Annotated in this window: 20 protein-coding genes and 1 pseudogene; 15 read left to right on the top strand and 6 right to left on the bottom strand. The window is 64.4% G+C overall.

Features of this window, described 5'->3' with window-relative positions; genetic code table 11:
* The first annotated feature begins 147 nt into the window (after nucleotides 1-147).
* Nucleotides 148-1,326 carry a patatin-like phospholipase family protein gene (locus tag U5S82_07380; GenBank protein MDZ7751469.1) on the top strand — a complete coding sequence of 393 codons (1,179 nt, stop codon included), beginning with the start codon at nucleotides 148-150 and terminating at the stop codon, nucleotides 1,324-1,326.
* A 139-nt stretch (nucleotides 1,327-1,465) separates the two neighbouring features.
* The gene (locus U5S82_07375) at nucleotides 1,466-2,854 is read left to right on the top strand and encodes an IS66 family transposase (GenBank protein MDZ7751468.1); all 1,389 of its coding nucleotides are present in this window, start codon (nucleotides 1,466-1,468) and stop codon (nucleotides 2,852-2,854) included.
* Between the two features lie 47 nt (nucleotides 2,855-2,901).
* Here U5S82_07375 and U5S82_07370 read toward each other — a convergent pair.
* From U5S82_07370 to U5S82_07345, 6 genes and pseudogenes are all read right to left on the bottom strand, one after another.
* Nucleotides 2,902-3,093: pseudogene (locus tag U5S82_07370) on the bottom strand (transposase).
* A 799-nt stretch (nucleotides 3,094-3,892) separates the two neighbouring features.
* Complete coding sequence (locus tag U5S82_07365) at nucleotides 3,893-6,685, bottom strand: SUMF1/EgtB/PvdO family nonheme iron enzyme (GenBank protein ID MDZ7751467.1); 2,793 nt, start codon at nucleotides 6,683-6,685, stop codon at nucleotides 3,893-3,895.
* A complete protein-coding gene (locus U5S82_07360) occupies nucleotides 6,657-6,926 on the bottom strand; it encodes a helix-turn-helix domain-containing protein (GenBank protein ID MDZ7751466.1) in 270 nt (89 codons plus the stop codon). The genes U5S82_07365 and U5S82_07360 overlap by 29 nt, the downstream gene beginning before the upstream one ends.
* Before the next feature lie 224 nt (nucleotides 6,927-7,150).
* On the bottom strand, nucleotides 7,151-7,732 hold the full coding sequence (locus tag U5S82_07355; GenBank protein MDZ7751465.1) for a methyltransferase domain-containing protein: 582 nt from the start codon (nucleotides 7,730-7,732) through the stop codon (nucleotides 7,151-7,153).
* A 758-nt stretch (nucleotides 7,733-8,490) separates the two neighbouring features.
* Nucleotides 8,491-9,111: a FlhC family transcriptional regulator gene (locus U5S82_07350; GenBank protein ID MDZ7751464.1), complete on the bottom strand. Its 621-nt coding sequence runs from the start codon at nucleotides 9,109-9,111 to the stop codon at nucleotides 8,491-8,493.
* A 44-nt stretch (nucleotides 9,112-9,155) separates the two neighbouring features.
* Entirely contained in the window at nucleotides 9,156-9,452 is a 297-nt protein-coding gene (locus U5S82_07345; GenBank protein ID MDZ7751463.1) for a flagellar transcriptional regulator FlhD, read from the bottom strand.
* 136 nt (nucleotides 9,453-9,588) lie between these two features.
* On the opposite strand from U5S82_07345, the gene U5S82_07340 reads away from it, so the two are divergent.
* From U5S82_07340 to U5S82_07280, 13 genes are all read left to right on the top strand, one after another.
* A complete protein-coding gene (locus U5S82_07340) occupies nucleotides 9,589-9,963 on the top strand; it encodes a helix-turn-helix transcriptional regulator (GenBank protein ID MDZ7751462.1) in 375 nt (124 codons plus the stop codon).
* Between the two features lie 11 nt (nucleotides 9,964-9,974).
* The gene (locus tag U5S82_07335; GenBank protein MDZ7751461.1) at nucleotides 9,975-10,760 is read left to right on the top strand and encodes an HDOD domain-containing protein; all 786 of its coding nucleotides are present in this window, start codon (nucleotides 9,975-9,977) and stop codon (nucleotides 10,758-10,760) included.
* On the top strand, nucleotides 10,757-11,434 hold the full coding sequence (locus tag U5S82_07330; protein MDZ7751460.1) for a response regulator transcription factor: 678 nt from the start codon (nucleotides 10,757-10,759) through the stop codon (nucleotides 11,432-11,434). Before U5S82_07335 ends, U5S82_07330 begins: the two co-directional genes overlap by 4 nt.
* 845 nt (nucleotides 11,435-12,279) lie before the next feature.
* A complete protein-coding gene (locus tag U5S82_07325) occupies nucleotides 12,280-12,564 on the top strand; it encodes a hypothetical protein (protein ID MDZ7751459.1) in 285 nt (94 codons plus the stop codon).
* A gap of 54 nt (nucleotides 12,565-12,618) precedes the next feature.
* A complete protein-coding gene (locus tag U5S82_07320; GenBank protein MDZ7751458.1) occupies nucleotides 12,619-12,912 on the top strand; it encodes a hypothetical protein in 294 nt (97 codons plus the stop codon).
* A gap of 12 nt (nucleotides 12,913-12,924) precedes the next feature.
* The gene (locus U5S82_07315; GenBank protein MDZ7751457.1) at nucleotides 12,925-13,584 is read left to right on the top strand and encodes a FlhC family transcriptional regulator; all 660 of its coding nucleotides are present in this window, start codon (nucleotides 12,925-12,927) and stop codon (nucleotides 13,582-13,584) included.
* The gene (locus U5S82_07310) at nucleotides 13,581-14,651 is read left to right on the top strand and encodes a ParB family protein (protein ID MDZ7751456.1); all 1,071 of its coding nucleotides are present in this window, start codon (nucleotides 13,581-13,583) and stop codon (nucleotides 14,649-14,651) included. Before U5S82_07315 ends, U5S82_07310 begins: the two co-directional genes overlap by 4 nt.
* Nucleotides 14,620-15,228 carry a hypothetical protein gene (locus U5S82_07305; protein ID MDZ7751455.1) on the top strand — a complete coding sequence of 203 codons (609 nt, stop codon included), beginning with the start codon at nucleotides 14,620-14,622 and terminating at the stop codon, nucleotides 15,226-15,228. Before U5S82_07310 ends, U5S82_07305 begins: the two co-directional genes overlap by 32 nt.
* A complete protein-coding gene (locus U5S82_07300) occupies nucleotides 15,225-15,860 on the top strand; it encodes a DUF2857 domain-containing protein (protein MDZ7751454.1) in 636 nt (211 codons plus the stop codon). The genes U5S82_07305 and U5S82_07300 overlap by 4 nt, the downstream gene beginning before the upstream one ends.
* Nucleotides 15,861-15,869: 9 nt before the next feature.
* On the top strand, nucleotides 15,870-17,102 hold the full coding sequence (locus U5S82_07295; GenBank protein ID MDZ7751453.1) for an STY4528 family pathogenicity island replication protein: 1,233 nt from the start codon (nucleotides 15,870-15,872) through the stop codon (nucleotides 17,100-17,102).
* 218 nt (nucleotides 17,103-17,320) lie between these two features.
* Nucleotides 17,321-18,088, top strand: coding sequence for a TIGR03761 family integrating conjugative element protein (locus U5S82_07290; protein ID MDZ7751452.1), 768 nt, complete (start codon nucleotides 17,321-17,323; stop codon nucleotides 18,086-18,088).
* A 105-nt stretch (nucleotides 18,089-18,193) separates the two neighbouring features.
* On the top strand, nucleotides 18,194-18,586 hold the full coding sequence (locus U5S82_07285) for a hypothetical protein (GenBank protein ID MDZ7751451.1): 393 nt from the start codon (nucleotides 18,194-18,196) through the stop codon (nucleotides 18,584-18,586).
* 27 nt (nucleotides 18,587-18,613) lie between these two features.
* Nucleotides 18,614-19,633, top strand: a complete 1,020-nt coding sequence (locus U5S82_07280; GenBank protein MDZ7751450.1) for a ParM/StbA family protein — start codon at nucleotides 18,614-18,616, stop codon at nucleotides 19,631-19,633.
* Nucleotides 19,634-19,700: the final 67 nt, after the last annotated feature.

The raw sequence follows: 19,700 nt of genomic DNA, 5'->3' as shown, positions 1-19,700 counted from the left end.
AGGTGCGGAAGCGTGCCAAGGGATCGTGGGCACGCGGCGTCTTAGAAGTCGATGGTCGGCAGAGGTAGCCACGGCCCCCCCGAGACGTTCACCCTTAAATGAGAGATTCGGTTACTTTGACCCACGCAGTTTCCGGAAGCCCCGGTTATGAATGAGCATGTGAAAAGCTGTTTGGAATCCGATGGTCCCAAAAAGATCCTCGCCTGTGACGGCGGCGGTATCCTGGGGCTCATCAGCGTGGAGATCCTCGCGAAACTGGAATCGGATCTGCGCGCCCAACTCGACAAGGCGGACTTGGTTCTGTCGGACTGGTTCGACTTTGTATGCGGTACCAGCACAGGAGCAGTGATTGCGACCTGCGTCTCCACTGGAATGTCAATGGATCAGATCCGCACCTTCTACGTGAGCAGCGGGCAGCAGATGTTTGATAAGGCGTCTCTCTTCAATCGGCTGCGCTACAGCTACAACGATGAGCCACTTGCCAGGATGCTGCGCGCAGAGCTCAACAAAGCCCTCGGCTACGCGAGCGACACGCTGCCCGCCACCCTGGGCGACCCAGGTCTGCGCACTCTGCTCATGATGGTTCTGCGGAATCACACGACTGACTCTCCGTGGCCAGTCTCCAACAATCCTCGGGCCATGTACAACCAGCGCCAGCGCCTGGACTGCAATTTGGACCTGCCCCTCTGGCAGCTGGTGCGGGCGAGTACGGCCGCCCCAACCTTTTTCCCCCCGGAAGTCGTGACCTTCGCTCCCGGAACCAACCAGGAGTACCCGTTCATCTTCGTTGACGGAGGCGTGACGAGCTACAACAATCCGGCATTCCTAGCCTTCCAGATGGCGACCGCCGCTCCCTACAAGGTCGATTGGCCGATGGGTACGGACCGGCTTCTGGTGGTCTCTGTAGGAACCGGCGCCGCCGCCAAGGCGCGTCCTGATCTGCAGGCGCGTGATCTCTGGCTGCTCGACCACGCGAAGAACATTCCTTCGGCACTTATGAATGCGGCCAGCGCGGGCTGGGACATGGCGTGCCGAATGCTGGGCGAATGTCGGTTCGGTCCGGTCCTAGACCGCGAAATCGGGGATATGGTGGCACCCGAGAAGGGGTTACCGAACTGGACGGGTCAGAAACTGTTCACATATGTTCGTTATGATCCGGACGTAAGCCAGTCTGGACTGGACGCTCTGAACCTGTCAGACATCGACCCGGAGCACGTGCAGGTCATGGACTCCGTGCAGCACATCCTGGACATCCAGAAGGTTGGCCAGGCGTACGCGGTAAAGCATGTGTGCGCCGTATCACAGTTGAGTCGCTTTTTATCTTGAATGCTCGGCTGATAGCAGCCGGTGTCGAGACGGATGCGGGGAGACAGGCAGTCGCAAGGCCGGAAGCGACATTCGGCGCCGATTGGTGGGGCCACTCCGGCAAGGGAGGTGAACCTGAAGCGCCCGGGTGAGGGCCGTCGTGAGGGTCGTGGAAGGGCTTCTCACGGGGAGTAAGGCGACCCTTACTGAGCTGGGGCGTCACTTGGGGCCAGCCCCCGAGGCACCGGCCGATGAGGCCGTCACGGTGCCGGCCCATGCCCGTAAGAAGCCCGGTCGTCAACGCTTGCCTGATGCGCTCCCGCGGGTGGACATCGTCCACGATGTGCCGGACGCGGAAAAACAGTGCCCCTGTGGTTGCGGTGAGATGGTCCCCATCGGCGAGGATGTCAGCGAGCAGCTCGACATCATCCCCGCCAAGATCCAGGTCCTGCGCCACGTCCGCCCCCGCTACGCCTGTCCGCAGTGCCAAGCGGGGGGCGTGGCCCAGGCAGCGATGCCGCCCCAGCCCATCCCGAAGTCCCTGGCCAGCCCCGGCCTGCTGGCCTACGTGGCCACCGCCAAATACGTGGATGCCCTGCCGCTCTATCGCCAGCACGCGCTCCTGGGACGGGCCGGCATCGAGCTGTCACGGACCACTCTGGCTTACTGGATGGTGGCCTGCGGGGCCCTCGTCCAGCCCCTCATCAACCTGCTGCGGGACACCCTGTTGGGCTACGATGTCCTGCAGATGGATGAGACCACCGTACAAGTGCTCAAGGAGCCCGGCCGGAGCGCCCAATCCCAATCTTACCTCTGGGTACAGCGGGGCGGGCCACCGGGCCGGCCCGTCATCCTCTACGATTACGATCCCTCACGCAGCAGCGCCGTGCCCCAGCGCGTGCTGGCCGATTACCAGGGCTATCTACAGACCGATGGCTACGCGGTTTATCGCGCCGTGGCCCGCGTCCCCGGCATCACCGCCGTCGGCTGCTTCGCCCATGCGCGGCGGAAATTCGACGAGGCTATCCGCGCCCAGGGCAAGGGCGCCAAGGCCCGCACCGGCAAGGCTCACCAAGGACTCGCCTTCATCCAGAAACTCTATTGTATCGAGCGCGCATGGAAGGATGCCTCGCCTGAGGACCGCCATGCCGCCCACCAGGCCGAAGCCCGGCCCGTCATCCATGAACTCAAAGCCTGGCTGGACAAATCCTTGCCCCAAGTACCCGAGAAGTCCGCCACCGGCACGGCCCTCGGCTACCTCGCCCACCAATGGCCCGGCCTCATCCGCTATCTTGAAGACGGCCGCCTCGCCACCGACAACAACCGCTGCGAGAACGCCATCCGCCCCTTCGTCATCGGCAAAAACTGGCTCTTCTCCAACACCCCCAAAGGCGCCAACGCCAGCGCCAACCTCTACGCCCTCATCGAGACCGCCAAAGCCAACGGCCTCGAGCCCTACACCTACCTGCGCCACGTCTTTGCCGAACTCCCCAGGGCCACTACCGTCGAGGCCTTCGAGGCACTGCTGCCGTGGAACGTGATCCCCTAAAACACCGTGACGCGGTGATCAACACTGGGGATCGCTAGGCGCTTACCTTGCTCCGGCGTCAGCTTGCCATTGCCACGGAAGGCCCGGCCATCTTCAGATTCTCGGTGTTCTTTCACCCACCGACCCAGCATCTGTTCGTTGATGTCCAGACTTCTCGCCGCCTCTCTCCGGGTATGCCCCTGGTCCAGAACCAGGCTCACCGCATCCAACTTGAATTCTTTCGAGTACTTCTTTCGGGTCGTCGTTGTTTCTCATCCTCAGTTAAGTCAATCTTACTTAACTGGGGTGTACCAGCCTATTGGACCACGTCATGTCATTACCAAAGGAAACTGGCGGACTAATTACCGGCGTCGGCAGAACCCGTGAATGTCCGGGTGCATCACAGCACGAGAAAGCAATTGGGAGCTGGCGGGCGAATGTCCATCAAGGTCACATGCTGACAGGCGTGAGAGACCGGATATACGTTAGCAGTCGTACCTCAGCACTATACGATCAGCTTGCTTGCAAACGAGGAGGAGTCCGTATATGGACGTTCGCGGTAGATCTGACGCAGTGCCGGTACCTGCGGATTAGAACGCGATTAAGCCGTCAACAAACTGTGCAAGAGACCCTGACACAACGACCTGCACATCTTGACTCTTATCCTCGTGCGATGATCTGAGGTCATGCGTTGGCTTGATCCAGGTAATACGATCAACTACAGATTGTCAAGTGGTGATCAATGACGGCGATGCCAGCGTTCGGTTTCGGCAAGCAAAAAACAAACATTTGATGCCGATTGAGCACTCGCGGTCGTGCGTTACTCGCTTCTGCGGGCGTACAGAAGATTCCCCAGTGCAACCCTGCAATCTAACGAGCGAACGCATAGATTATGCGGACAGGATGTCGCACGTTTGGCTGTTTAGTCAACCAATCGATCATTTTTACAGGGGCTGTATCCCCGGCAATCACGACGGTGTCAACGGCGGGATTAGCGTCGCCTGGTGCAGAATAATGACAAGCCTACATGTGCTCCCACGTGCAGAAACCGCGCGGCTCTCAGAGTTTAGTGCCCAAACATGGGGTCGAGCACATAACCCGAAACCCCACGAAGCTAAAGCGACGCAAGTCCGTGTAACGCCCATAGCGGTAGGTGGGGCACGCGAAGGCCAGATAGTTGCCCCAGGATCCACCGCGGAGCACCCGACGGTCCTGGTCGCCACCTGGTAAACTGTTGTCATCGGGGTCTTCGAAGGCATTCAGACACCATTCCCAGACCGTTCCAGCCATGTCGAACACGCCGGCGGTGGAGGCCCCGAGGGGATAAAGCCCGACTGCCGTCGAGCGGTGGAGTTCGCTGTCGGTGGTATTGGCGCGCCAGGGCTCGCATTGCTGGTCACAATCCGTGCCCCACGGATAGATTTTCTCGGGCTTGCCCCGTCGAGTGTTTGCACCGATCGCCGCGCATTGCCACTCGTATTCGGTCGGGAGCCGTACATCGTATCCGATGCGTATGCTTAGCCATTGGCAGAAGGCCATGGCATCCCACCAGTTGACCATGTCCGCCGGGTGGTTGCCGTAGCGCGCTCGGTGCTTGGGCGGCGGATTGTTTTTCAGCAAGCTGATAGGAACCCCATCTGGTAGATGCCACTTACACGTCTGATCGTCGCCTTTCCGAAAGCACTCCACGACAAAAGTCTGGAATTGCGTGATCGTCACCGGGTAACGGGCTATCCAGAATGGGTTGACGGCTTGCGTTACCGTATCGGCGACTTCCGAGTTGGGATCATCCGGATTAACGCGGATCTCGATGGTCACCTCCCCTCCGTCGATTCGACACCAATCGATGTCGGGCAAACCGTCAGGACGCAGACCGACCCCGGGGCGGTGGTCGTCGAGAATTGCTAGGCGCACGCCAACGCTGGATCGGGCCGCATGGCTGAGTGGTAGGTGCCAGGCATCTCCGAAGGGGCCGCTGCCTCGCTCGCTATCCTGACCCGTACTCAGGGCCGGCAACTGCGTCAGGATATCTGGATCGGTGGGGCCTGCAAAGGCGCGCACAAGCTTAGGGTCTGCCACGTCCTCTAACGACACGCCGCTGCGAGCGATCTTGCTCACGGAGTCCAGGATGCGCTCCTCCGGCCAGAGAAGCTGAGCGTGGATCTCCGGCCGCGGTTCCACGCTCCACGCGGTAGCGGCCTCTTCTATCTGGGCGCGCAGACTGAGAGCACTGCGGTCCTGCAGCAGCCAACAATGGAGCGTATTCCAGACGCGGAACAGGGCCTCGTGGGCGACGCTGAGGATCGGTTCGCCACTGGCGCTGCTCGACACCAGCAATCGCTCGTTGACTAAGCGATTTAGAATGGTGTCGCAGGAGGCGGGCATACGCGACCAGCGGGCGATGCGGCGGGTGAACCGGCCTTCCTCGCCCACCTGGGCCAAGCTGTAGAAGGCCCGTCGCAGGTCGCGCATCCTAGGATCCGATTGTGTCAAGTCTTTGTATCCCGTCTCATACAGGATGCTGTCCGCAGCGTGCTCGATGGCGCCGGAGACACCGCCGAGCGCCTGATAGGCGGCTAAGGTCAGCCGGCCCTGCCTTTTGCATTGCCCATAAAGTTTCCGCACGGTGAAGGCGAGCAGCGGTAGGGCGTCGCTGTAGGCGGTGTCCTGCACCATGCGCGTAGCAAGTCCGGGATCGAGGTCGAGGCCGAAACGCTCGGCCGGGCCCTCAATCACTTGCCCGAAGTGGTCGCGGCGCATCGGATCGAGTGTGACCGCCTCGTAGCGGTCCGCCGCTCCTTCGAAGAGCTGGAACGCGTTAAGGAAGTCTGACCGCATGGTGGCCAGGACAACGAGGGGGCTGCCGAAGTCAGCGCTTGCCTCCAGCAGCAGCGCCAGGGCCGCTCGAACATGGGATTCCTCTGGGGTGTCCAAAACCTCCTCGAGCTGGTCCAGGACGAGCAGGACGCTGCCGTTCGCTGCGTGGTGGGCGTCGAGTAGTTCGCCTGCGAGCAGCCGCAGATCGCCGGAGCTGGTCATTCGTCCGCGAACGTCTTGCAATGCTCGCGGCTTCTCGGCACGCCGGAAGGCGTCCGCGAACGCGAGGGCAAGCCCTTCGATCCCTCGGCCGGCGAGAACTGGGGGAGCAACGATCCAGCGTGGACCAGCCGCCTCGTCCTTGCCTGCGCGGCGCAGCTGCGGGATCACGCCGGCGCGCACCAGAGACGACTTGCCGCAGCCCGAAGCTCCAAGGAGAAGCACAAATCCTTTGGCGTCGCCCTTGCGGCGGCGGTGCAGTCGATCAATAACGTGGTCGGTGTCATCATCGCGGCCGAAGAAGACGGCGGCGTCCGTCTCCTGGAAGGGCGCCAGGCCGGGGTAGGGTCGCTCGGGCAGCTTGAAGTCTTGCTTCTTCAGGCCCTCCCTTTCCAGCCCTTGCAGCAGTCGCTGGACGGCCTCCTTCTCTGTGAGTCCGGCGAGACTGACGAACTGCCTGTCCGTCAGAAATTCTGGGATCGTCGGGGCCCCTTCTTGATCACCCTTCGCTTGGCGCCTGTCAACGATGTCATCCGCGGCGACCAGGAAGACGCGCCGCTTGCGCCCCCGAGCCATTATCGCCTCGGCAACACACCAGGGGGAGCTGAGCCAGTTGGCGGTACAGAGCACGATCACTCCACGGCTCTGGCGTAGACGTTGGTAGAGCATGCGCTCCCAGTCGGCGCCGGCGTGGATGCCGTCGTCGGGGTGCGAGTCCAGAAACAGGCACTGATAACCGGCGTCGGACAGCGCCTGATGCACGCGCTGAGCCCAGGCCTTGTCCTTGCTACTGTGGCTGATGAATAGTGTGGTCACCGTCCGCTCCCTGGGCCACCGCCGACTTCAGCCGGCCGATCTCCTTGACCTGGTCGTGCTCTGCGCCACGTCCGGCCAGCGCCAGCTTCCTCGCGCTGAAGAACTCCTCACGCCAACGGTACAAGGTCTGCTCCGAGATCCCGGCACGCGGCGCGATCTGCGCGGCCGGCTCTTCTTTGCTCAGCATCCGCAGCACTAGCGCCGCACGCTGGTCGGGGGTTAACGCCGGTTTCTTACCCATCTCTAATCTCCTTCCGTACACGTCTAGTATCACTTAATACCGTGTCCATCGAAATCGGAGCTATACAGGCGCTCCCACTACAATGCCATTCGGTCGCATTCCAGCCTCCATGACATGACACCACGCGAATTCAAGGCGACACTGATTCAATCAACCAACGAGGGCGCTAGAGTCCAGTAATCCATGGCCCGAAAAACCCGGCAGGTCACATTATCCATGTGCACTTAGTCGGCAAAAGCGGTCAAGAATGCGGACGAAAGTGTTTTGGCGACCCGCGGCCGAGAAGGCGTGCGAACGTCTACGATCAGAGTATGGCTCAGGTGCGTTGGCACGATTTCGGCAGCGATATTCGACGGGAAATGACCTACAAGATCAGTACCTACCTCCACCGAGTCGACGAAACCTGCTTTTCCAAGAACCTCTTCGAGCGAAACTAAATCATAGATCATCTTATGATCGAACATAACCGATATTCCTAGGCGGCGGTTCCAGGTCTTCACGCGCGAGAACCACGGCTTCTCAAAGTCGCATTCGGCATAAAATGATTTTGGATCATCAAGATAGAATCGTGCAATCTTATCGAAGTCTGGAACCGCTATACGCAGCACAGGACCGCGCCGGAGAACACGGCGACATTCGGTAAGAAAATCCTCGCACTCATTAAACGGATCGAGATGCTCTAGAAAATGGCTCGAATAAGCATAGCCTACGCCTTCGTTGGGCAACGGAACACCTTGCCGAAGGTCAGCCACTACATTGCGAAATTCAAGCGTATCCTGATCTGGCGGAGTTGCTCGGTTTCCCAATTACATGTCGGACCGACCAACACCCTGGACGTTTGGCCTTGGTTGCCTCGCAAAGTTTATGGCGTTGTTCCAGGATGAGGCCATCCTACCGATGATGGCGTTGCGCCGGTGTCACGAATCTCAGGTCGCTATGGCGGTGGACCTCGTTGTACATATGCTGGAGTCCGACCCGACGAACCAGTCACGAGCTTGCTGGAGGCTGTCAAAAGACTTGTCGGGGTACACCCGGGAGCTACTTCAAGTTCTTGAACAGCGCCTCTGAGTAGAGCTTGTGCTCCAGCACCGTCTCATCCAGCTAATGCGCCTGTGGCCAAGACAAGCCCGATCGCTTGAAGCGGGCCATGCACTCCGCGAAAGTCGTTTTGCCGATCCCCCGGCTTCGGGGCAATCTGGCGCTGGTCCTGACCGGCCCTAGACTGCAGTCTTAGACTCTCTTTAGACTCAAGTGCTTGTCTTCGATTGGAGCCGGGCTGTCGGACAACCCATCTCCACGCGGATTACGGCCGCCTGCGCCACGATGGCGGACACCAGTTTGGCAAACTGGTCAATTGGGGGAACATTCCAGCCAGTCGCGCAGGTGCTCGCTCAGGAGTTCCCCGAACTCGGAATGGATGTCGAAGGGGACGTCACCCATTATTGCCACAATATCAGTTGGCGCGAGGCCTCAGTGATAGACCCGCCAGGCGCAAAGGCCCACCAGCCTTCTCCATTGAAGATCTAAGCAGGTACCAACCGCCGCAGTCATCGGAACCAATTTTTCATGGATCCCGCGCCGCCCCACAATGCCGGCAGGTCGCGGGGCGGCGACCTCTGCGCAGCCCCTCTGCTCGCCCGCCACAGTACCGGCAGCGAAAGCGATGATGCAGTCGACAGCCGGGGCAGCTCGCGTCGGTTTCCTCGACGGGCGAAATAAACTCGGTCAAACAACGCGGGCATTGTCGCTCGTGCCAGAGTTGCATCTCCAGGATGCGCGGGACGAAGGCGACCTGGGAGATCCCGAGGAGATCCTCCTGGATGATCTGCCGGTAGATCTCGTAGACGTCGATCAGAATGCGGGCGGGGCGGCTGTTGGTTTCTCGCAGGTGTTTGTGAATACGCCAGACGATAGCGGCGTGAAGCATCCGCCGCTCGCTTTTCAGAAACCAGGCGTCGCTGAACGGGAACTGCCCGGGCGGAGAGGGTCGACCGTAGATCTGCCGGTACAGTCGATTCGCGGTCTTCCTGTCCAGCTTCGTCAAGTGACAGATCAACCCAGTCCGGGCCCCCAATTCCATGAGCCGGGTCGCATCGAGGACCGCCACCGTCTTTTTCCAGGCCGGATCGGCGGCGAGTCGGACGTTGATGTTCCGTTCCGGACCATGGGCAGCGATGGAATCCATTCCTGTGCCCATGAGGGTCGCTGGCTGCAGGGAATGGGTATGGGCTAGCCGGCTGTAATCAGGCTGGCGTGCTCGAGGACTGCTTGGAGTTCGTCGCCATCGCCGTCGGTCAACGCTGTAAGCAGTCGCTCCCACCACCAGTCGCCCAGCCTGGGGGACACCAGCGGTGGCTTGAACGCCGCGACGCGAGACAGGCCGGCCGGTGTGACATCCGCGAGGCGCGCGGCGAGCTCTTCGGGGATCCCCAGGAGCAAGGCACAGCCGTGCAGGTTTTGCCGTGCCAGATCGCGCGCCTGGATCAAATACTCCAGATTCAGGTGTGAGAAATCGTACTCTGTCATCTGCCAATTCCGTGTCGTTTTTCTCGACTAGCACTGGACCCACTACAATCCTAGACAGGCCCTGTTGGATCGGGACCGGCCGGGCGTTGCGATAGGATCTCAAAGTTTGTAATAATTACAAGGCGGATAAGATACTTTGAGCGGGAGGAGCAAACAGATACTAGGGGATTCGCCCATCGGGTTAGTTCTAAGGGCGCTACGGGTTACTCGGGGCGTGTCGTTGGAGGAGACGGCACGTCTGGCGGACGTATCGGCGGCGAACCTGTCGCGCACCGAGCGGGGCTTGCCGGGAGGTGTTCACCCACGCCATCTCGAGCGCATTTCCGGCGTGTTCGGCACCAGCGTCGTCGCCCTTTACGCGCTGGCCGAAGCGGTCGCTGAGAAACCCGATCTGCTGGACGATCCGGCTGAGGTCGCGGCACTCACCGACCGACTCGCCGAGTTGCAGCGGGCTTACCTTCGGGCGTCTCCGGATCGACGCGACGAAGTGGACCGGATCCTGGGGCTTTGACGAAGCGCGGCATGGACATTGGCCAGCTCGTCTGTAGTACTCGGCTTCCGTCACCGGCGCCCGTGGTGCTCAAGCTCTTCGACGAGATCGAGAGCGGTGGCGCAGACGATTTCGCCCGCATCATCGAATCGGATCCGGCAATAACGGCGCGCCTCTTGCGACTCGCGAACTCGGCCTTCTACGTCAAGACGCCGGTGGGTTCGGTCCGTGAGGCGGTGGTGAGGGTAGGGACCCTGGACGTCGCGGGCCTGGTGCTCTCAACCGAGGTGGTGCGGATCTTCAGGGGGATCTCTGAAAGGGCGTTCAGCATGGAGACATTCTGGGACCACAGCTTGTTGACCGCCTGTTACGCCAATGCCCTGATGCGGCCGGGAGTGCAGCAAAAGGCGGCGCCGATCTGGGTGTGCGGCCTGCTACACGATATCGGCAAGTTGTGCCTGGTACGCCAGGCGCCCAATGCATACCGGACGGTGCTCGACCGGGTCGAGGCCGGGACCCCACTGCTGGAGGCCGAGAACGAGATCCTGGGAGTCACCCACGCAACGATCGGTGGCGTGCTGCTTCAGGAGTGGCGGCTCCCGGCGGTATTGGCGGCCTGTGCAGAGGGACATCACGCGGGTTATGACGGGCTCGATTCGCCCAGTAGCGTCGTGGCGGCCGCCAACGAAGTGGCGAATCAGGAAAAGGAGGTGAAAGACCTCCCGGGCAGGACGGAGGCAGAGGCTGAGCAGGTGACTGCGGGTGCTCGGCGGCTCTACGACGGATACCGGCAGTTATTTTCGGAGTACTGGATATGATCGAGATCCTAGTGGCAGACGACCAGGGGATGATGCGCACCCTGCTCAGCGGGGTGTGCAATAACGCCGAGGACATGACGGTCGTCGGTGCGGCCAAGTCGGGGGAGGAGGCCATCAAGATGGCGCATGCGATGAAGCCGGACATCGCATTGGTCGATATCAAGCTGCCCGGCATTTCGGGTCTCGAGGTCACGCGCCGCCTGTCGCGCCAGCTCCCGGAGATACGGATCATCGTCCTCACCGGACTGGTAGAACGCGGCTTCGCCGTACGCGCCGTGGCGGCGGGTGCGAAAGGGTTTCTGACCAAGCAGGCCGTTGTTCATGAGCTCGTGCGGACCATTCGAGCGGTCTACGCGGGCGACTGTTACGTGGATTCCGGCCTGGCACAACAGATCGCCCTGGACTACGTGCATCGGGAGGATGCCTGCGTCGATTCCTTGTCCGATCGGGAAATGGACGTCCTGTTATTGATGCTCCGCGGTCAGACAGCCGCCGAGATCTCCGACCGACTTGCCCTGGCAGCGAAGACGGTCGAGCACCATCGGCGCAGTATCCGGCGTAAGCTCAATGTCGCGACCGATGCACAGCTCGGCATTGTCGCGGCACGTTACGGTTTGGATCCGATGGTAGAGGGGGGCGGCGGATCGATGGGCTTGAACGGGGTATTGCCGTGACTGAATAGATGCATGACTCAGGCTCGGAGCCGTGGTTCGTGGAAGCCAGGGACCACCCGCGGGGTGAGCGATGCAATAGGGGATCGAGGTTGAGCGAGACACCGCGATGCCGGCATTCCACGATACGGTTGAAGTACGGTCCCCTATTCGGTGTTGGCGTGATCCTTGGCCGACGCCAAGTCATCCAGCCCCGAAGCGCGATCTGAGCGTGAAGGAGAGCGGATCCCCGGCCCCCGGGTCATGGCGGGCTCCTGGACCGAGGGGACTCGACGTCCCACCCACACCCCGCCGCTGTTTCTCTACGACATACGCAATCTCCACGGCGGAGAGCGACATCGTTCATGGTGGTCATCGGCCAGAACGTCCGCAAACCCGAGCGACGGCCTCGAAACGACCACGCAGCCATCGTCACCCATCGCAACAGCCCTCGCGAAACCCTGGTCCCGTTGACGCCCTGTCCCCAACGGTCGCCGGGCAAGCGCCGTCCCATTGTGGCTGCGGACAATTTCCGGGCCAACCGTAGGCGCGCGTGACGTCCTTCTAGATCCAGAGGCCAGGCCAGGCTCACCCAAGGGCGCGGCCCTGTTCTTCCCTTCCCTTTGCGGCGTGTTCGCGGGCGAAGCCCTGGTGTGATCGGGCGAGCCCAGCACGTAACTGACGCCGCGTGAAGTCTCCTCGAGCGCGCTGGACGAGGGGGATACCTCCCGGCATGGCCATGATCCGCAGGCTTGACGCTTGGACCATCGACCATTGACGGCATGCGGCCGAAATAGGCGGGAAAGCCCCTTGTTCAAGTGCCGCTTTCGGACAGGTTAAACCCCCAGCCACGGACTAGGATCGAGACCATGAAAGGACACACCAGTACTCAGGACGGACCAGGGATCGATACCGGGACCTACCATTACCTGCTGCAGCACTTCGGGCCACTCATGAAGGTCGAGCACGTGGCCACGGTTCTGCACACCACGCCCAAGGGACTGCGCATGGCCCTCGATCGCCGCTCCCATCCCTTCACCGAGGCGCTGGCCAACGCGCGGCGTCGCCACGGGCGCCGGGTCTACTTCGATTCGCGGCTCGTCGCCGAACTCATCAACAACGTCCACGGCCCGATGGCCGAAGGCGATCGGTGAGCCGGTGCGTCGCGCGCACGGGCCAGCCGCCACCACAGCGAAGAGTAGCGCGCCATGAATACGGACTTTTCGAAACTCAATCTTCAATACCTCATCCAGGCCCGCGATCTCGCGCACCAGGCACCCCAGTGCGCCGGTGCGTTGATGGGCGTGCCGATCCAGTGGGTGGAACAGATCGGGGCCCTGAAGCCCGACGATCTGGCCCGCTCCATCGACATCCGGATCCCACTCCTCGTACCCCGCCGCGAATCCTGGTGGTGGACACGGCTGTTCCAGGCTCTCCAGTCGGGCAGGACCGCCGAGGTGGACGCGGTGCTGGCCCACGCCGGCCTGTTGGCCGCACCCTGAGGGGGGACGGCGATGGCCCTGGATCCCCTGGCGATGGCAGCCCCGGCAGGGCCGGTGCCCACACCCACCGAAAGCCGCTGCCGGATCGAGGCCGAGGCGCTCAAGCTGATCCGCTGCGGCGCCCGCGCCGGCCTGGTGCAGCAACTGACCGGCCTGTCCCAGGCCCGGATTGGCCGGATGTATCGTGAGGTACATCATCGCCATTCGCCGCCCGGGCTCGCACCCTACACGGATACCTGGCTGATGAAGTCCCTGATGCGGCGACTGCACGCCAGCATCGTATGGCGCTATCACCACGCCCTGGTGGACCATGCCCTCGCCCCGGCCGCCCATCTCATCGCCCTCAATACCCTCTACCACCAGGCCGTGCGCGAGCCCCTGCTCGACATCGCGCGGATCCACAGCATCCCGGTGCTGGTTCAGAGCGGGATCTGGCAGGCCCAGCATTGTGTCGAGTGCGGCGTCCGCTCCGTGGGCCCGGCCGGTGAGCCCCACAGTCTGTGCCCCGCCTGCCTGCTCTATCGGCGCCATCGCTGCCCGACTTGCGGCAGGCCATGGCCCGGCCATCTCACCGGCCGAATGCCCTCCCGGTGCCATGACTGTGGCAAGGCCACCGTCCAAAACGGGCCGGCGAGACAGCGGCGCGCCGGGCCGGCGAGGAGACGGCCATGACCGACGGAGACACGGGCGCCGGCCGGGATGGCACGGTAGCGGCGGTGGAGGAGGGGGCCACCCTGCTGGCGCTCGATGTCCGTGAGATCCGGCGCTATGACCGGGATCCACGCCAGCAGCCCAACCCGGAGTATCTCCGCATCAAGGCCTCCATACGGGCCGAAGGCCTGGATCAGCCGCTGGTGGTGACCCGACGTCCCGGTGAATCCGACTACATGATCCATGGTGGCGGTAACACGCGACTGCGGATCCTGCTGGAGCTCTACGAGGAGACGGGCGAGGCACGCTTTCGCGACATCACCTGCCTCTATCGGCCATGGACCGGGGAGACCGACGTCCTGCTGGCCCACCTGCGTGAAAACGATCTGCGGGGCCCGCTCAACTTTCTGGACAAGGCCCTGGCCGTGGACGAGGCGAAGCGCTTGATCGAAGGGGAAGCGGGTACGGGTGTGATCACCCAGGCCGAGTTGTCTGCGGCACTCAAGGATCGGGGCTACGGGCTCAGCCAGGGGCTGATCTCCCAGATGCAATATGCCGTCGAGCGGCTGCTGCCGCTGTTGCCGGCGGCGCTGCTGTCCGGCCTGGGCCGGCCCCAGGTCGAACGGATCCGCCAGCTGGAGCGTGCGGTCCGCGCCATCTGGCTCGAGCGCGCGGTGGACACCGAGGCGGTGTTCGACCAGACCTTCGGTGCCCTGTGTCGGCGCTATGACGATCCGGACTGGGACATCGGCCACCTGCGCCGCGCCCTGGAGGCCGAGATCGCCGAGCAGGCGGAGGTGAGCATCCAGGCGGTGAGCATGATGCTGGAGACTCGGCTCGCCGGGCGCCACGGCGAGGCGGGGCCGGCAGCGCAAACCGAAACCGCGGCCGCTCCGGTTGCCGTCGTCGGCCGGCGCGAACCGAAACCGCAGCCGTCGGTTGCCGTTACGGCCGGCAGCGAAACCGAAATCGCGCCGCTCCAGTTGCCGTTACGTCGCAGCCAGCATGACGCGCGAAGCCCCATCGGACACCCCGCGCCGGACGCCGGCGAAGAACATGACCGTGACTCCCGCAACCACCCCCGCTGACGGGACGGAGCCAACGGCGACCAGCGACGGCGATGGTCCCCCGGGGGGAGAGATACCGTCTTCCGAGGCCATCGAGCATACCGGGACGGACAATCCGGACGCCGCCCCCGGCCCCGGGGACATCAAGTCCCTGCGGGCCCGGGCCTGGACCCTGGCCAGCCTGCTGGCCCAACGCAATGGTCTCAGCGAATTGATTCAGCCGCTCCCCGGTCGAGGGCTGGGGTTCCTGCTCACGGACGTGCCCGATCCGGCCCTCGTGGATCAGCTGGACGAGGATACCCTGGCCCAGATCTCCATGGTCTGGTGGTATCTCGCGGCGGTGGCGGAGATGACGGTGGCCCCCGTGGACGAGATCCTCCCCAACCTGACCGAGAGCTCCGTCCTGCGCCGTGCCCTCGAGGATCAGGACGCCGGCCTGTTGTTCTCCAGTGTGTGGACTTTGGATCCCGGCCACATGGGGTTCAGGCTGTGGCGCCGCTTGGACGGGCGGACCTGGCGGGACCTGGTGGCGCTCATGGAGACCTACCGGGACCTCCATCAGGCCGCCGAGGCCGCCGGCACGGCGCTGTGGCCATGAGCACCGCCACCGGGACCAAGGAATCCGAGCTGGTGCGGGCGGTCCTGCTGTATGCCATCCGCTGCCTGGCGGAGGGCGATCAGCATGCCCTGCGCGGCATGAACTTCGGGCCGGAGGAGGTGGCCGCCCTGCGCGACGTCAACCTGGCCGATCTCTACCGGATAGGCGCCCTGCAGGCCCACTGTCTCGACATCCGGCTCAATCGCGAGATCTACTGGCCGCTGCTGGGCCACCTGCGCCGGGAACGGGAACTGGAGGATCTACAACGGGACTTCATCCAGGCCGACGCCCCGCTGGAGATGATGCGCCGACTCTTCGGCGTGGGCTCGCGGGAGTACACGCGGCTGCGCCGCGTCCTCACCGCCGAACCCGCCACCGGCAGGCCGCCCGAGCCCGACGAGGCCACCTCCCACACCCTGTGGCACGCCTGGTGCCAGCGCACGGCCCCCGATCCGACGGCGCCCCTGGCCCCGGAAGTCTACCTCGAACTCAGCCGGGAGACGGGGGCATCGCTTCGCGCCGTGTGGGTGCTCACCCAGCGCTGGGCCGAGTATGGTGACTTGTCGCCGGCCGGCCCCGCCCCGGTAACGATGGAAGACTCAGACGCCAACCGGCCACCGGCCGGACGCTGAGCCGCGCCCATGGGCCGGCACGAGGGGGATGTCCGACCGGCCACCCGTGCCCTCGACACCCTGATCCGCGAGACCGTCTCGCAGGCTTGCCGGCAGACCACCGACGGGAGCGGGGATGCCCTGCTGTTCCTCGGCAACCGGCACCAGGCCTTTCCGCTGCTGCTGGTGCAGGATCCCGTCCTGGAGCCGGTGGACAAGGTGGTGTGGATGGTGATCTGCCAGCAGGGCCGGGCCATCCCTACCGGCACCGCGTTTCCCCGCTACGACGCCATCGCCCGCCACGCCAACATCGCCTCCACCTCCACGGTGTCCCGCGCCATCGCCATCCTGCGGGTGACCCGCTGGCTGTCCCTGTGCGCGCGAGTCAGGGACGACGGTGGCCGCTATCGGGGCAACGTCTATGCCCTGCACGACGAGCCCCTGCCCCTGGCCGATGCGCTGCACCTCGATGCCGAGTACATGGCCTTCCTGAGGGCGGTGGGCCGGCACCACCACGCCCGGGTCCGCAAGGTGGCAGCGGCCGTGTTGGCCTCCCTCGACGAGGAGATTGCCACCGGCGTCGACGTGCTGGCACCCACCAATGGGATGGAGCGCCGCCTCGAGGCCGCGCAAGCGGTGCACCAGGCCGGCGCGCGACGCTACTTCAGCTTCAGCGCCGCTGTCCTGGCCCGGCTCACCAACCAGGACCAAAAATCAAAGGCGGTTGGGGACCGCCTTCGAATTTTGAGCCCTCAAATATCGAAGTCGGTTCGTAGTAGTAGTAGTTATATAAATAAAACAACAACAACAACGGATCCCACGTCGGCATCGAATGCCGACGCCGGGTGCGCGCCGTTGATCTATCCGCACCGGCTCTCCGCCAACCAGCTCGACATCGCCGCCCGCTACCTCGAGCGCGTCGACGCGGGGCAGCGCCAGGCCGTGCTCGACGAGCTCGAAGGGCGCTTTCGCGCCGAGCGGCAGGGCGCCAGGCCGATCTACGACGAACTCCGCTATCTCCATCACCTCTGCAGCCGGGCCCACAGCGGCGGTTTCCAGCCCAACCTCGGGATCAAGGTCCGGGAGGCCCGCGAACGGGACGCCGCGGCGGCGGCGCACCAGCGCCAGGAGGCCGCGGCCCGGGCACGGGATCATCGGCGGCGTCTGGAGCAGGTACGGGCGGGTGGGGAGAGCCCGCTGGCCGAAGCCCGCAGGCTCCTGGGGATGCCGCCACGGGGTGCCAAGCCGGATCGCCGGTCCTGATCGAAGCGACCGCTGTCGGATTATTACAGTGTAATAATTTGTCCGGGCCCTGCGCCCGGCCAGTCACCGTCACCCCCCCCGCCCCAGTGAACCGGTGCGTGCCCACGGAACCACGCGACCACCCGACGCCCTTTCTCCTTCCCGCGATTCCCCGCTCACCCTCAAGGTGGATGTCCACGGCCAAATCCCGCCGGTGACCACCCACAGGAGCCACGATCGTGAATCAGCAGGCCACGGAGATCCCCCGAACAGATCCCGACTCGCGTACCGTCCCGTCCCCGGAGGCCGATCGGCCCGGGGTCCTGCGCGGCGTGGTGACCCTCACCCTCGAGACCCGTCAGGCCCAGCGCCTGGTGAAGGGACGCCCCGGTACCCCGGACAAGCCGGCCATCATCGGACTCATCGGCTTCGCGAACCTGCTCCGCGCCATCTGGCACGGGGTGAGGGCCGACGATCCCTATGCCGACTGGTGGCTGCTCAAGGTTCACGATGCCCTCGAAGCGGCCGATCAGGCGCTGGCCGCGGCCATCGAAACGGTGGAGACCGGCCTGAATGCCTCGGCGGCCATCCGTGCGACGCCGGCGGCATCGGTACGCCCGACCCACACACCGCTGCGCTTCAGCAATCCCTACGCCTTCCGCGGCGCCCAGCTGGTGGCGGCCTACGATCGGCTCGTGCGCGCCGTGCTCACCGCCCGGCATATCGGCGTCATCACCGCTGACGACGGCGAGCGCACCGCGTCCCTGGGTGGTCGCGCGTTGCGCCGTGCCTTCCAGAGCCCCCTGGGATACCGCCCCACGGGGCTGATCCGTGCGGAGGTGCTGCAGGGGACCGCCCGCGCGACCGAGGCGCAGGCGCAGCTGGGCACGATCCCCGAGGCCGTGATCGCCGGTACCCGGCGGGCGCCCCACGGGCCGCTGCGGCCCATGCCGGAGAGCGCCACGTCTCGGCACCTCGACCTCCACGCGCAAGCCCCGCGGTCGTGAGTGCCGCCGTCATGAAACGATCCCACCCGGGGCCGCGGATTGTGGATCCCTGCCGCCATCGCCGGGTCCAGCATCCGGCCCCAGGACCAAGCCGACGGAGTCCCTGTGTCGACCACCCCCTCACCGCGTGCCGGGAAGCGGATCAGCGTATCGCTGGACTCTGCGATCCTGGTGGAGGCCCTGATCATGGCGCACCTGGAAGCGCTTCCCAAGCGCCGCCACCCCGACTGGATCCGCGCGTTGCTGGTCCAGGGTTTCCTGGCGGAACGACGCATCGCCCGCCAGCTGGACGGCGCGGCATCGCCCGGTCCGGACCGGGAACGCCAGACGCCGCAACCGCCGTACTTGCCGCAACGGGGCTTCGTGTTCTCCGCCGGCCTCGGCCAGGCCCCGAAGCCCCGGCCGAGCGGGGACACGCAGGCTCCGATGTCACCCGAAACGCCGCCCCGGCCGGCGACCGGGAAGCCCTTCGCCCACCTGCGCAAGGTGGTGGGGTGAGGCCACGATCGCGCGCGGAGGACACCGATGTCTGAGCACACCATGGATCCCGTCCCGGTGGGCCTCGACGACGGCTATGCGTTCACCAAGGTGGCGCTGCCGGACGGCCGCCTGGTGGCGACCCCCTCCCGGGCCCGGCTCGGACGGGCCAACGTGACCTGGATCGACGACGCCCGGCCGCGGATCTTCGAGTATGAGACCGCCGATCAGCCCTTCGCCGTGGGCGAGGTAGAGGGCGAGCCCACCTACTTCGATGGCTATCCCTTCTCCGGCCTCAACCGCGCTATCGTCCAGCACGCGCTGCAACAGGCGGGCCTCGGCGGGCGGTCGGTGCACGCCGTGTCCGGCCTGCCGGTGGGCAGCTTCTATCGCAAGGACGGCAGCCGCTGCGAGGACACCCTGGTGCGGAAACGGGACAGCCTCAAGCAGGCCGTATCACCCCTGGACGGCCGGCTGCCGGCGGCCATCGCCTTCCACGAGATCATCCCCGAGGCCCTGGCCGCCTGGTACGACCACGTCATCACCGAATCCAGGGACGGCGTGCAGCTCGAACCCGAGCGACTGCAGGCCCCGGTGGCGGTGGTGGACATCGGCGGGCGCACTACCGATTACGTGGTGGTGGCCGATCAGGCGGTCCTGCACGGTGGATCCGGATCGCTGCGCTGCGGGCTCCTCGACGTGAAACGCGACGTCCGGGACGCCATTCAGGGGCGATTCGATCTGGAGACCGTGAGCGAGCGCCTGGTGGAGGAGGCCCTCCAACGAGGCACCGTGCGACTGTTCGGGCAGACCCACGATGTCTCGCCCCTGGTGAAGGTGGCGGAGCGCCAGTTGGTCGAGCGGCTCCACGCCGAGACCCAGCGCCAGCTCGGGCGTGGCGCGGAGCTCGAGCGGATCCTGATCGTGGGGGGCGGGGCGGTGGCCCTGGCCCCGCACATCCGGGACTGGTTCCCGAACCAGGCGGTGGCCGAGCATCCGGCGTTCGCCAACGCCCGGGGCATGCTGAAGTACCTGCGCTACGTCTGCGACACCCCCGATGCGGCCTGAACCCGTCAACACCACAACCCGGTTTCATCCGTGGTCACTGCGGCCTCAGTGACACCCGATGCATCGT

It is taken from the genome of Gammaproteobacteria bacterium, assembly GCA_034522055.1.
In the GTDB taxonomy this organism is placed as follows: Bacteria; Pseudomonadota; Gammaproteobacteria; order JAABTG01; family JAABTG01; genus JAABTG01.
This window is presented reverse-complemented; position numbering and strand designations above follow the sequence as displayed.

Bases quoted from the DNA above. Each gene is read 5' to 3' on its own strand.
- U5S82_07380 (MDZ7751469.1), top strand. From the start codon at position 148: ATGAATGAGCATGTGAAAAGCTGTTTGGAATCCGATGGTCCCAAAAAG.
- U5S82_07360 (MDZ7751466.1), bottom strand. From the start codon at position 6,926: ATGGGTAAGAAACCGGCGTTAACCCCCGACCAGCGTGCGGCGCTAGTG.
- U5S82_07350 (MDZ7751464.1), bottom strand. From the start codon at position 9,111: ATGGATTCCATCGCTGCCCATGGTCCGGAACGGAACATCAACGTCCGA.
- U5S82_07345 (MDZ7751463.1), bottom strand. From the start codon at position 9,452: ATGACAGAGTACGATTTCTCACACCTGAATCTGGAGTATTTGATCCAG.
- U5S82_07335 (MDZ7751461.1), top strand. From the start codon at position 9,975: ATGGACATTGGCCAGCTCGTCTGTAGTACTCGGCTTCCGTCACCGGCG.
- U5S82_07330 (MDZ7751460.1), top strand. From the start codon at position 10,757: ATGATCGAGATCCTAGTGGCAGACGACCAGGGGATGATGCGCACCCTG.
- U5S82_07325 (MDZ7751459.1), top strand. From the start codon at position 12,280: ATGAAAGGACACACCAGTACTCAGGACGGACCAGGGATCGATACCGGG.
- U5S82_07320 (MDZ7751458.1), top strand. From the start codon at position 12,619: ATGAATACGGACTTTTCGAAACTCAATCTTCAATACCTCATCCAGGCC.
- U5S82_07315 (MDZ7751457.1), top strand. From the start codon at position 12,925: ATGGCCCTGGATCCCCTGGCGATGGCAGCCCCGGCAGGGCCGGTGCCC.
- U5S82_07310 (MDZ7751456.1), top strand. From the start codon at position 13,581: ATGACCGACGGAGACACGGGCGCCGGCCGGGATGGCACGGTAGCGGCG.
- U5S82_07305 (MDZ7751455.1), top strand. From the start codon at position 14,620: ATGACCGTGACTCCCGCAACCACCCCCGCTGACGGGACGGAGCCAACG.
- U5S82_07300 (MDZ7751454.1), top strand. From the start codon at position 15,225: ATGAGCACCGCCACCGGGACCAAGGAATCCGAGCTGGTGCGGGCGGTC.
- U5S82_07295 (MDZ7751453.1), top strand. From the start codon at position 15,870: ATGGGCCGGCACGAGGGGGATGTCCGACCGGCCACCCGTGCCCTCGAC.
- U5S82_07280 (MDZ7751450.1), top strand. From the start codon at position 18,614: ATGTCTGAGCACACCATGGATCCCGTCCCGGTGGGCCTCGACGACGGC.